Annotated in this window: 10 protein-coding genes; 3 read left to right on the forward strand and 7 right to left on the reverse strand. The window is 39.2% G+C overall.

The window, feature by feature from the left end; all coding sequences use genetic code 11:
• Window positions 1–179: 179 nt before the first annotated feature.
• From AAEY57_RS05210 to AAEY57_RS05220, 3 genes are all read left to right on the forward strand, one after another.
• Entirely contained in the window at window positions 180–2,351 is a 2,172-nt protein-coding gene (locus AAEY57_RS05210) for a S9 family peptidase (RefSeq protein WP_350606750.1), read from the forward strand.
• 160 nt (window positions 2,352–2,511) lie between these two features.
• Window positions 2,512–2,877 (forward strand): DUF4870 domain-containing protein, encoded by a 366-nt coding sequence (locus tag AAEY57_RS05215; RefSeq protein ID WP_010392586.1) that lies wholly within the window; start codon window positions 2,512–2,514, stop codon window positions 2,875–2,877.
• A 92-nt stretch (window positions 2,878–2,969) separates the two neighbouring features.
• Window positions 2,970–3,410 carry a YqaA family protein gene (locus AAEY57_RS05220; RefSeq protein ID WP_016900229.1) on the forward strand — a complete coding sequence of 147 codons (441 nt, stop codon included), beginning with the start codon at window positions 2,970–2,972 and terminating at the stop codon, window positions 3,408–3,410.
• Here the strand turns inward: AAEY57_RS05220 and folX are convergent.
• The 7 genes from folX to ycaO all read right to left on the reverse strand — a co-directional run bounded on the left by folX (window position 3,387) and on the right by ycaO (window position 11,993).
• Window positions 3,387–3,743: a dihydroneopterin triphosphate 2'-epimerase gene (gene folX / locus AAEY57_RS05225; RefSeq protein WP_013463705.1), complete on the reverse strand. Its 357-nt coding sequence runs from the start codon at window positions 3,741–3,743 to the stop codon at window positions 3,387–3,389. The two genes, AAEY57_RS05220 and folX, sit on opposite strands and share 24 nt — an antisense overlap.
• A 3-nt stretch (window positions 3,744–3,746) precedes the next feature.
• Window positions 3,747–4,301 carry a GTP cyclohydrolase I FolE gene (gene folE / locus AAEY57_RS05230; RefSeq protein ID WP_008108996.1) on the reverse strand — a complete coding sequence of 185 codons (555 nt, stop codon included), beginning with the start codon at window positions 4,299–4,301 and terminating at the stop codon, window positions 3,747–3,749.
• 23 nt (window positions 4,302–4,324) lie between these two features.
• Window positions 4,325–5,044 (reverse strand): dihydromonapterin reductase, encoded by a 720-nt coding sequence (gene folM / locus AAEY57_RS05235; protein ID WP_013463706.1) that lies wholly within the window; start codon window positions 5,042–5,044, stop codon window positions 4,325–4,327.
• Between the two features lie 127 nt (window positions 5,045–5,171).
• On the reverse strand, window positions 5,172–6,008 hold the full coding sequence (gene nadE / locus AAEY57_RS05240; RefSeq protein WP_013463707.1) for an NAD(+) synthase: 837 nt from the start codon (window positions 6,006–6,008) through the stop codon (window positions 5,172–5,174).
• A gap of 72 nt (window positions 6,009–6,080) precedes the next feature.
• Entirely contained in the window at window positions 6,081–6,713 is a 633-nt protein-coding gene (locus AAEY57_RS05245; RefSeq protein WP_350606798.1) for a YceH family protein, read from the reverse strand.
• Between the two features lie 47 nt (window positions 6,714–6,760).
• Entirely contained in the window at window positions 6,761–10,114 is a 3,354-nt protein-coding gene (locus AAEY57_RS05250; RefSeq protein ID WP_350606755.1) for an ATP-binding protein, read from the reverse strand.
• A gap of 118 nt (window positions 10,115–10,232) precedes the next feature.
• Window positions 10,233–11,993: a 30S ribosomal protein S12 methylthiotransferase accessory factor YcaO gene (gene ycaO / locus AAEY57_RS05255; protein ID WP_013463710.1), complete on the reverse strand. Its 1,761-nt coding sequence runs from the start codon at window positions 11,991–11,993 to the stop codon at window positions 10,233–10,235.
• Window positions 11,994–12,093 lie beyond the last annotated feature (100 nt).

A 12,093-nucleotide genomic window follows, 5' to 3' on the forward strand; every position in this document is an offset into this window, starting at 1 on the left:
TTGATTAGCAGCAGGAAGAGACTATTTAATGCTACTTCGTTACTGTTAGGATAACTGAAGTCTTAACTATATAAAAAGAATTTCTCGGCTCCCTTTTTACATAGCTTCACAAACTAAATTTCTGTCGTGTTTAATATTAGGTATATTTAATATAATAAAAACAACAGGGATTTAAATTAATGAAACACACTTCGTTTACGCTTGCCGTAATATCGTTAGCTATTTTAGGTGGTTGTAATAAAGCACCTGAAGTTAAACAAAACACGCCTACTGAACAGTCTGTATCTCAAATCGCAGTAATGCCGCCGGTTGCTAAAAAAGTACCATATGAAATGTCTATTCATGGCGACACTCGTATCGATGATTATTACTGGATGCGTGATGATGAGCGAAAAGATCCTGAGGTACTTAGTTACCTTGAGGCTGAAAATGCTTATACAGATGCAATGCTTGCGCATACAAAAACGTTACAAACTAGGTTATTTGAAGAGCTAAAAGGGCGAATTAAAAAAGACGATGATTCAGTGCCAGTTAAAAACGGTGACTATTATTATTCATCACAAACTCGCGGTGATAACGAATACGCAACTTATGTACGTAGTAGTGATTTTGCAGGCACTGACCAGCAGGTTATTTTAGATGTAAACGAGCTAGCTAAGGAACATGATTATTATGCCGTAAGTGGTTTAGATGTAAGTCCAAACGGCAATTTAATGGCATATGGTGAAGATACCGTAAGTCGTCGTATTTATAATATAAAAATAAAAGACTTAAGCACTGATAAATTACTCGAAGATACGCTTAAAGGTACGAATGGCAGTGTTGTTTGGGCAAACGACAACAAAACGCTTTATTACATAAAAAAAGATTTACAAACTTTACTAGGTTACCAAGTTTATCGTCATACGCTCGGTACCCCACAGGCTGAAGATGAACTCGTTTATGAAGAAACAGATACCAGTTATTACATGGGTATTAGCAAAAGCAAAGACGATTCAGAAATTTATATCTGGCACAGCAGTACAACTGCGTCAGGTGTATCGGTTTTAAGTGCTGATGATGTTAAGGCTATGCCAAAACGCTTGATTGAACGTGAAGCGGATCTGGAGTATGGAATTTCTAAGCTGGGTAATACTTACTATATTGTCACTAATTTAAACGCAGTCAACTTTCAGTTAATGAAAGTAGATATTGATAAAGCTGGCGATAAAGCTAATTGGCAAACGGTGATCCCCGCTCGCGATAATATAAAATTAGAAGGCATCGACTTATTTAACGACTACTTAGTGTATCAGCAACGTGAAATGGGTCAGTCGACTATTATTGCTCGTAACTTAACCACGGGTAAAGAGGTACCGCTTAGTTTTAACGACAGTGCTTATACAATTAGCACCTACGGTAACAATGATTTAAATAGCGATACATTACGTGTGTATTATACCAGTATGACAACACCCGCTTCATCGTATGATGTTAATTTAGCTACTGGCAATAAAACATTACTTAAACAACAAAAAGTACTCGGTGATTTTAGTGCAGATAATTACGCATCAGAGCGAATTTTTGTCACTGCACGAGATGGTATTAAAGTACCGGTAAGCCTAGTCTATCGCAAAGACATGTTTAAAAAAGAGGGGACTAATCCGCTGCTACAATATGGTTATGGCTCGTATGGCGCGACCATGGATCCTACCTTTTCTAGCGCTCGCTTAAGTTTGCTCGATCGGGGTTTTGTATTTGCCATTGCGCATATTCGCGGTTCACAAATGTTAGGTCGCCCTTGGTATGAGGACGGTAAACTACTGACTAAAAAGAACACCTTTAACGACTTTGTAGATGTTACCAAGGCATTGGTTGAGCAAAAGTATGGTGCAAAAGATAAAATATTTGCTCAAGGTGGCAGTGCGGGTGGCTTATTAATGGGTGCAGTGGCAAACCAAGCTCCTGAGTTGTATAAAGGTATGGTGGCTGCGGTTCCATTTGTTGATGTAGTGACCACGATGCTTGATGCAAGTATTCCACTTACAACCAACGAATACGGTGAGTGGGGTAACCCTAACGAGAAAGAATACTATGAGTATATGTTATCGTATTCACCTTATGATCAGGTCAGTAAGCAAGATTACCCAAATATGTTAGTTACTACTGGCTTACATGATTCACAGGTACAATATTTTGAGCCTGCAAAGTGGGTGGCTAAGCTGCGAGATTACAAAACAGATGATAACAAGCTACTGTTTAAAATCGATATGGAAGCAGGGCACGGAGGTGCATCAGGTCGCTTCAAACGCTTAGAAGATACTGCATTAAATTATGCTTTTATGCTTGATTTAGCGGGTGTGAATAAGTAACTGGTCTGGCAATATCAATAAGCGCAGCTATTTGCTGCGCTTTTTTTATTTTTAAATATACACAAATGCTTTGCATTGGATAAATAAGCATTTACATTAAGGTGGCTAATGAGTGTGAATATTATTTTAGCGCAAAATAAAGACGAGAAGGGAGAGTGTAATGGAACAAAATCAAGAGATTAAAGTCGTCAATAAAGATGACCGCACATGGGCAATGCTATGTCATTTAAGTGCATTAGCGGGGTTTATTGTGCCATTTGGGTCGGTACTCGGCCCTCTTATTATCTGGTTAATTAAAAAAGATGAAATGCCAATTGTTGATATACATGGAAAAAAAGCCCTTAATTTTCAAATCACTATGGCAATAGCTTATTTTGTTTGTTTTTTACTAATTTTTGCAGCGGTTGGTTTACTACTGTTACCTATGGTGGCTATTTTTTCATTTGTGATGGTGGTTATCGCAAGCGTGAAAGCCAACGATGGCAAAGAGTTTAATTATCCCCTTAGCTTAAATTTGATAAAATAACTGTTTTTATTATTCGGTGAATTGGTTTTAAGTTAAAAAGTCGTTCAAACCCAGCTTAATTGCTGGGTTTAGTTTTTAGCCATAAGGGAAAGATGCTCTATATAACATTATTTTTTACAGCATTTATATCTGCCACGTTATTACCTAGCTCCTCTGAAGTATTGATGGGTGGCATGATCATGCAAGGCAATACTAACTTATGGCTAATTTGGTTTGCAGCAACCTTGGGTAATGTACTGGGCAGTTGTGTTAACTATTGGTTAGGGACGCAGGCATTGCGTTTTAAAGATAAAAAATGGTTTCCAGTATCTGAAAAAGGGCTTAAAAAAGCACAACAGCAGTTTAATAAATATGGTGTTTATAGCCTGTTGTTTGCTTGGCTGCCCATCGTTGGCGACCCACTAACCGTTATTGGCGGCGTGTTTAAAGTTCACTTTACTACATTTTTAGTGCTGGTAACGCTCGGCAAGGGGTTACGTTATTTAGCGGTAATAGCCCTTGCCGTTGGATTATTTGTGCCAGTCGAGGGTTAAAGAAACCGAATCGGCAAAGCGCAACGCATGAGGTTTATCTACTCGAGCCTTAGCATAATTAACACTTGGGTGTGAGTGGCAAACAGCAAGAATTTCAGCAACTAGTTTTTCTAACAATAAAAAGTGTCCTTGCTCCACTAAGCTAATCACCTCTTTAGTAATCACTTTGTAGTTAAGTGCTTGGTCTACTTCATCTGTTTCACAAGCTTGATCAGCAGGGTAGTGAATTTCAAGGTTAATGACCACATCTTGTTTTTTTTCACGCTCATCAGGATTAAAACCAATAAATGTGCGTAGTCGTAAATTAGTTACATTAATAATTGCGTTTGCCATACATTATCCTTTGATCAGCTGTAAAAACTCATTACGTGTTTTCGGATCGGCTCTAAAGTTTCCTAGCATTACCGAGGTACGCATGCTTGAGTTTTGCTTTTCTACACCACGCATCATCATACACATGTGTTTTGCTTCAACAATTACCCCCACACCTTTTGCACCGGTTACTTCCTCAACCGCTTTTGCAATTTGATGGGTAAGCTGTTCTTGAATTTGAAAACGACGCGAAAACATATCAACAATACGCGCAAACTTAGATAAGCCTAATACTTTGCCATCAGGAATATAAGCAATATGACAGCGGCCAATAAAAGGGAGTAAATGATGTTCACACATAGAGTAAAGCTCGATGTCTTGTATCAATACCATGTCGTCAGCGTCAGAGGTGAATACCGCATTGTTAGTGATTTCGTTAAGCGTTTGACGATATCCTTGAGTAAGGTACTCCATCGCTTTTGCAGCGCGTTTTGGGGTATCAAGTAACCCTTCACGTTCAGCGTCTTCACCTACAGCAGTTATAATTTTTTGATAGCTTTCTTTTAATTCGTTATGCATAAGTTTCTCAGTTTTATTAGGACTTACTTAAGATGGCGACCACCATCAACAGGTAAAGCACGCCCTGTGATGTAATGGCTGTTCAGTAGTAGGTCTATACTATTGATAATTTCTTGGCATCCAGGTTCGATACCCATTAATGATTTTTTTAAAGTTTTAGCGCGGTACTGCTCATCATCATGTTGGTTAAAAATAATTAATGATGGTGCGACTGAATTTACTTTTATGTTAGGTGCATATTTAGCACTAAATGATTTAGTTAAGTTATCCAGTGCGGCTTTACTGGCCGCATAAGCAAGATGTTTTGGGCTGCCTGTTTCCACTACATAATCAGTCAAATGAATAATGTCAGCGGGTTTAGCATGCGACGCCTGATAATTTAATAGTAAATCTGCGCAATGTAAGTTTACCAAGTACGGTGTTTTTGCATGAATGCGCATCATATTGTCAAACAGCTGCTCAAAGTGAGGGTTGTTAGCTTCACAGTCCCAGCTTGATGCATTATGAATAACTGCCCTTAGTGAGTCAGTGTGTGATTTAAGCAACGTAATAAAAGTATTAATGCCCTCATCAGTACTAAAGTCAGCATAAAGACAGGTAACCCCTTGTTGTTCCAACGAATCAACTGCCTCATGACGGGTCCGATAAGTAATAATGACCGCTTGCCCTTGGGCTATAAAGTGCTTTGCCAGCGCAAGCCCTATACGTTGTGCTGCACCAGTAATCAAAATAGGGGGTGTCATAAAATATAAAACTCTCTGTTGGCAAGCGTTAAGGTTAACTTTTAAAAATTTAAGCCACTTATTTTCACGTCATGTTTACGTAAAATACAAGCGGCTCGATCAGTTAAATCACGCTTATAATATTGATTTAAAAAGCATCGTATATTGTTGGAATAGGCTGGCGCTTATGTTGCGTGCGCTGGTAAATTGCAATTAGCGTTTCTTCTACATGACTTGAAACTGCTTTACCTTCTAAAAAGTCATCAATTTCTTCATAACTTAAGCCAAGTGCTTCTTCGTCTGTTAGTCCTGGTCTATCACTTTCTAAATCCGCTGTTGGTGCTTTCTCAACTAAAAGCGCAGGCGCACCCAATGTGGTTGCTAATGCGCGAACTTGGCGTTTTGATAGGCCAAATAAAGGAGCCAAATCGCATGCACCATCACCAAATTTAGTGTAAAAACCAGTAATATTTTCAGCACTATGATCGGTACCGACCACTAAGCCTTGGCAAAAGCCGGCTATTTCATATTGCGCAATCATGCGTTGACGTGCTTTGACATTACCTTTAATAAAATCGATTTTATCTTGCGAAGGGAGTGTTTGTTCGGTACCCGCGAGAGTTGCCATTGTCTGCTCATGCAGTGCATCGGTTGCGGGTTTAATGTTTACCGTCATGCGGGTGCTCGGCTTAATGAAATCAACCGCCATTTGCGCTTCACTTTCATCAGCTTGAACGCCATAAGGTAGGCGTACAGCAATAAATTGATAATGAGTGTCAGGGTGTTCTTGGTTTAGCTCATCAATAGCAAGTTGACACAAACGGCCACAGGTCGATGAATCTACACCACCACTGATCCCTAGTACAAGTGAGGTTGAATATGCCGCTTTTAAACGTGCTTTAATAAAATCCACTCGGCGTTTAATTTCAGCGTTTACATCAATCGAAGGCTGAACTTTCATTTCAGCCATAATCTCGGCGCGCATGGCCCGCTCCTTTAGTTAAATAATTTTTACGCTCTACATAGAGCAACTATTATGTGATTTCATATTTATGAATTAAAGCCCTAAGTGAGCTTTTATTTGTTTAAGCTGGACTTTTAGCTCATCAATTTCTGCAAGTAAGTCATTTAGTTCAGTGTTTTTTATATCATCAGTGTGTGTTTGTGCCTCAAGTGAAGCCTCGTTCACAGATGATTGATCTGCAAATAAATGAATATATCGACAATCCCGTTTACCTGATTCGCGCGGCAGCTTTTTAACATGATTGCTTTGAATTAGTTGTTCAAGTGACTTTTCAACATCATCAATACGAGCAAAGTCGGCAAGGCGGCTACTGCGTGTTTTTAATTCGCCAGGTGTTTGTGCGCCTCGCAATAATAATAAACAAATAATCGCCCTTTGCTGTTGATCAAATTGCAGGTGACTAAACTCAGTATTACAAAAACGATGATCGTATTTATTAACTCGCCCAGACAGCCCTTCATTTACAGTGACTAATCGCAGACTGATTAATTCATCAACGGTTGTTTGAACTTGCTCTTCTGTATAATTAACAACTGGCGCGCGATTCGATTTTTGATTACAGGCATTTGTTAATGCATTTAACGATAAAGGGTAGTGCTCAGGTGTTGTGCTTTGTTTTTCTAATAAACAACCAATAACGCGTTGTTGCTCCATTGATAATTGCAATTGCATACCTTATCTCACCTAATAAATTCTATTTTTAGCTTACACTGTTATTTGCTTGTAAGCCATTGCTGGAGCTTAGAATGAAGAGTTGTGGCATTGAGGGGTTTAGTTAAATAGTCATCCATACCAGTGGCCAAACATTTGTCTTTATCACCCTGCATTGCATTTGCGGTAAGCGCTATTATTGTTATGTTTTTATTTACCTTGCCTGCTTTGCCTTCTCTGATGGCAATAGTTGCTTGGTAGCCATCCATCGTAGGCATTTGGCAATCCATTAATATTAATTGATAAGTGTTAGCTGGGTTTTGATTCAACTTTTCAACTGCCTCAGCACCATTTTCAGCAATCTCAAATGTCACGTTCAACTGTTTTAAAAAAGCAGCGGTAACAACTTGGTTAATTTTATTATCTTCTACTAATAAAACATGCGCCGCGAGTGTATCTGTCATAACCTCAGTGGCAGCAAGCAACTTTAGTTGTGTATCAACGTGTGTTTGCTCGATAGTGCTTTTTGCAGTCAGCGCATTTTGTAAATCAAAAGGGGTGAGTGGTTTAAATACGAGGGTTTCTTCGGTTAATGGTAAGGTCGCGTTTTTATTTGTATAACTCATGGGAGCCATAATAATTAAATGGCCGCTACTTCTTGTTAAAAACTGCTTAAGTGCGAGTGCTTGAGCTTCGTATAATGGTTCAAATAAAGCACTGTCAACGAGCACAATGTTTGGTGGGGTATCTTCATGGCTATTAATGTAGGCACTTATAGACAGGTAATCGCAGATCGTGCTGACCTTAGCCCCCCAGCGAGTTAATTGTTTTTTGGCAATAGTGGTATTGAGTAAGCAATCATCAATAACCCAAATACGCTTATTTTTAATTGCTTGATATGCTTCGTGCTCTTGAACTAATTGAGGGGTTATCTTTATAAAAAAGGAAAATGTACTGCCTTTATTTGGTGTACTACTCACACTCACTTTGCCACCCATGAGCTCACACAGCTGCTTTACAATAGCAAGACCCAGGCCTGTGCCACCATATTGGCGTGTGGTTGATGTGTCTGCTTGAGTAAATGAGTCAAATAAATGGGGCTGTTTCTCTGCGCTGATTCCTATACCTGAGTCAGCGATTGCACATTCTAAAACTGTGGCGTCAAGTGTATGGGCAATTTTAGCGGATATCAATATTTCACCGTTTTGGGTGAATTTAACGGCATTGCCAATTAAGTTACTTAAAATTTGACGTAATCTATTCGGATCGCTAATAAATTCACTGCTGGTGATATGTGTTGCATCCAAAATTAACGTGGTGTTATTTTGCTCGGCTTTTAATGCAAATGACTCAACCACTTCACCCAGAAAGCGAGGTAAATTAAATTGAATATTTTCAATGTCTAACTTGCCAGCCTCTATTTTAGAAAAGTCTAAAATATCATTAATAATTCCTAACAATGACTCTGCAGATGATTGCGCAAGTTTAATATGATGCTTTTGTTGTTGATCTAATTGGGTTGCTTTAACAATATTAAGCATTCCCAACACCCCATTCATGGGTGTGCGAATTTCATGGCTCATACTGGCTAAAAACTCACTTTTTGCAATCACAGCTTGTTCTGCGGCTTCTTTTGCCCTGACTAGTTGTGCCTCTGTTTCTATACGTTGTTGGCTAGAGTAAAGGCTGCCAATTAAAGCCCCTACAGCAATTAAAAAGCTTTCTTCATTATGGCTCCATGTTCTAACTATATCTTGCTCAGCACAAACTATTCCAATAGAGCCATTGCTTGCAGGAATAAGAACACACAGCATCGCCTTGACTGAAAACGGTTGAAGGTAGCTTTCTTTGATAGGGGCTAAGTAGGGATGTTGTTGAGCATCATCAACACAAAATATCGCTTTTCGTTCTATTGCGGTAAAAAAGTCAGGAATAGTTTCTTGCAGCCACGGAATATTATTTTCGCTACCTGAACGATTAAAACTCGCAAATTGAATTAGCTGGGTTCTTTGTTGGTTAAACAATTTTATACTGGCGCTGTTTACCTCAAGGGCTTGGCAAATAGACTGCGTGATTAATTCTTTAGATTGGCTTAGTTTGCCATTTAATATTTCATCACTCACCGTTAAGGAGGCCAAGGTTTCGTTAAAACGAGCAATTTTACGATTTTCTAATTCTACTTTTTTACGGGCATCAATATTTTGTAATGAACCAAATATTCTTACACAACGGCCATTTTTATGTTCAGCTTCACCGTGAACAAGTGCCCATACAGACTGACCATTTGCATTGATCACTTCAAGCTCAGTTTCGTAACTTTCACCATGCTTAATTGCTCTTTCAACCAGTTTAGCGATTTTTTCTCTACTTTCACCTTCTTTAAAATAGTTTAAATTTTCTGACCATTTTGGTTGCTCATCTAATGGGTATTCAAATATTTTTTTAGTCATATCTGACCAAAACACGTGTTTTTTTTCTAAGTTAAACGACCATGCACCGACTTGTGCTAAATTACTCATCACCTCAAGCATTCTTTCGCTTTCTTGTTCACGGTTGAGTATTTTTAGATAAAACAAAAAGGCAGAAATGAGCAAGCCTAACACGGTTAAAATAATGAACCGTAAAGGCCAGATCGAAGAACTCACTGGTTGCCAGCCTTGCTTGGGTATAACATAAAGCTGCCAAACACCTCCTTGAAAGTTTAAAGTAAATTCTAGAGGGTCTTGAACAGTAATAGAGGGGTCACCGAAAAAAAACTCACCTTGCTTACCTAATCCATTACGTCCTTGTATTGCTATATTATAATTTTGCTGTAGTTCAATAATCCCCGAGTTTTCATAAACTTTTTCTATATCGAGTACCACTGAGAGCAATCCCCAAAAGGCGTTATTTTCTGGCAAGTATGCTGGTACGCGCGCAATCAAGGCTTCGCTGCCTTGGACAAGCTGAAGTGGACCTGCCATCACGATCGTATTCGTGTCTCTTGCTTTAATGGCATCTTCGCGCTGTGCTTTATTTTCCAAAAAATTAAGACCTATCGCTTTTTCGTTACCTTTAAGCGGATGGGTCATTTTTATTACCATGTCTGGCGCCGCGCCAATGTTACGTAGCTCATTTGAGGTTTCAAAAAGCGGGGCTGCAATTTGTTCAAAGCGAGTTTGATCTAAGTTTGGCTCAGCGGCAACAGCAATAGCTAAGCCACGAATGAGTTGAATATTAGACACTAATACAGCTTCAAGTTGTGCTCTGTAGGTACTTACCTGTGACAATGCGCGTAAGCGATAAGCATCTTTCTCACGGTTATAATTGACGCGATCAAGCACCAAGCTAATAGTGATTATCAACACCAGCGATAATAAAAAAGTCAGCTTAGCGTTATTAATTCGGGTGCATTTGTTTTTGCGCTGCAGCGACATAGAATGTAATTAAGTTGTAAGTCAAGATGGGCTAACTATAGTCAATTTATCGAGAAAATAAAAATGGCGCAGTTAAAAATGCGCCATTTTATTTTTATAATTAGTAGTTTAGGTGTGGTTATGAGTCGCTAACTTCGCGCGCCCAATGCTGTTGCTTTGCAACGTGTAATTTGCGGTAACCATCAAGAAGTGCTGCATGCTTTTTAAAGCCCTCAAGCGATAAGCCTGGGAACGTTAAGCCGTTAAATAATTTACGACCTTCAGCAATTTCAATAGCAAGCGTGACATTGTCGCTACCAAACATTAAACCTAATGCATCTTGATAACTTGCATATTCGCGCTCGTCATCATATTTAATTTCAAGGATTGCTTTTAAGCAACGAAAGTGACGCATTGCTTCGTCGTTTACTTGGCCGGTATGCAAAATCCAATCAACCCAGTCAATAGCTTCTTCATTACCCGCCGCTAAGCATAAATGTGCTTTAAGCTCACCAATGCGTAGTGTGTGCCAAGGTGTATCGGCGTCGGTTGCTAAGCCAATGAATTCAGCTGCGCGAATAATATCGCTATGGCCTGCTTCTTCGAGGTTGTCGTAAATTTCCATCCATTGTTCGCTATCGTACTGATCAAGCGATAAGAAGTCTTCGCGGAATTTAGCGCCTTCATTATTGTTGCGCCAAATTAACTCATCTACTGGATAAATGTCTGACATACCAGGAACTAAAATACGACATGCATACACGTTTAAATGGGTGTAATCCATAATGTAGATATCGTGACCCATGCTATGAATTAAATCAGTACAGAAGTTGTATTCTTGCTCAGTTGAACCACTAAAGTCCCAATGTACAAATTCAAAATCTGCTTCAGAGCGGAAAAAGTCATGTGAAATTAAACCGCTTGAATCAATAAAGTGCAGTTCAATGTTCTCAGGAGTAGCGACTTCGTCGTTATCAAATGTAGCAGGTTGGAATACGTCTAGTTGATCTAGGCGACGACCTTGTAGTAATTCGGTAACGGTACGCTCTAGCGCTACTTCAAATGAAGGGTGAGCACCAAAAGAAGCAAATACTGACCCATCAACAGGGTTTATAAGCGTGACACTCATTACTGGGTATTTACCGCCTAGTGATGCATCCGCAATGCGTAAATGGAAGCCATGGCTTCGTAGCTCTTCACAAGCTTCATGAATTTTAGGGTATTGTTTTACCACCTCTTCAGGCACGATTGGTAAGCTGATACCTTCGGCAATAATGCGGTTTTTAATAGCGCGCTCAAATACTTCAGATAACCCCTGAACACGGGCTTCAAATTTAGTATTACCGGCACTCATGCCATTAGAAACGAAAATATTACCAATCACATTCACCGGAATATAAATGTCTTGGTTGTCGCGCTGACGAGTGTACGGTACAGAACAAATACCACGTTCGAAATTGCCAGAGTTAAAGTCATAAAGGTGTGATGCGGTTAATTCACGCTCTGGGTCAAAATAATCCCATAAGCTTTCATCCATAATACCCTGTGGTATTTCATCGTTTTCAACTTTAAACCATTTCTCGTTTGGATAATGAGTAAAGTCATCATTGGCGAACTCTTCGCCTAAGTAAAAATCAGCAAAAAAGTAGTTACAGCTTAAACGCTCAAAATATTCACCTAGCGCAGAGGCAATAGAGGCTTTATCAGTGGCACCTTTACCATTAGTAAACATCACACCGCAGTCGCTATCTTTTATATGAACTGAATAACAGTTTGCTACAGGGTTAAGCCACAGCGCTTCTTCAATATTAATATTTAGCGCTTTTAGCTTGTTTTGCATGGTAGAGATAGACGATTCTAAATCGCGGTCTTTACCTTTAATAAATGTTTTTTCAGTCATTTTGATCTCAACTAGGTCTGCACAATACATGAACTGTGTATTATCGTGGATTTTGATGTTTATTTCACCCTTTACCCGCTTTTCGTAGCGTTTTTAATAG

This window comes from Pseudoalteromonas sp. MER144-MNA-CIBAN-0113 (assembly GCF_040308965.1).
Classification (GTDB): domain Bacteria; phylum Pseudomonadota; class Gammaproteobacteria; order Enterobacterales; family Alteromonadaceae; genus Pseudoalteromonas; species Pseudoalteromonas tetraodonis.

What these genes read in the sequence shown, in the direction of transcription:
- AAEY57_RS05210 (WP_350606750.1), top strand. Translation starts at nt 180, where the DNA reads ATGAAACACACTTCGTTTACGCTTGCCGTAATATCGTTAGCTATTTTA.
- AAEY57_RS05215 (WP_010392586.1), top strand. Translation starts at nt 2,512, where the DNA reads ATGGAACAAAATCAAGAGATTAAAGTCGTCAATAAAGATGACCGCACA.
- AAEY57_RS05220 (WP_016900229.1), top strand. Translation starts at nt 2,970, where the DNA reads ATGCTCTATATAACATTATTTTTTACAGCATTTATATCTGCCACGTTA.
- folX (WP_013463705.1), bottom strand. Translation starts at nt 3,743, where the DNA reads ATGGCAAACGCAATTATTAATGTAACTAATTTACGACTACGCACATTT.
- folE (WP_008108996.1), bottom strand. Translation starts at nt 4,301, where the DNA reads ATGCATAACGAATTAAAAGAAAGCTATCAAAAAATTATAACTGCTGTA.
- folM (WP_013463706.1), bottom strand. Translation starts at nt 5,044, where the DNA reads ATGACACCCCCTATTTTGATTACTGGTGCAGCACAACGTATAGGGCTT.
- nadE (WP_013463707.1), bottom strand. Translation starts at nt 6,008, where the DNA reads ATGCGCGCCGAGATTATGGCTGAAATGAAAGTTCAGCCTTCGATTGAT.
- AAEY57_RS05250 (WP_350606755.1), bottom strand. Translation starts at nt 10,114, where the DNA reads ATGTCGCTGCAGCGCAAAAACAAATGCACCCGAATTAATAACGCTAAG.
- ycaO (WP_013463710.1), bottom strand. Translation starts at nt 11,993, where the DNA reads ATGACTGAAAAAACATTTATTAAAGGTAAAGACCGCGATTTAGAATCG.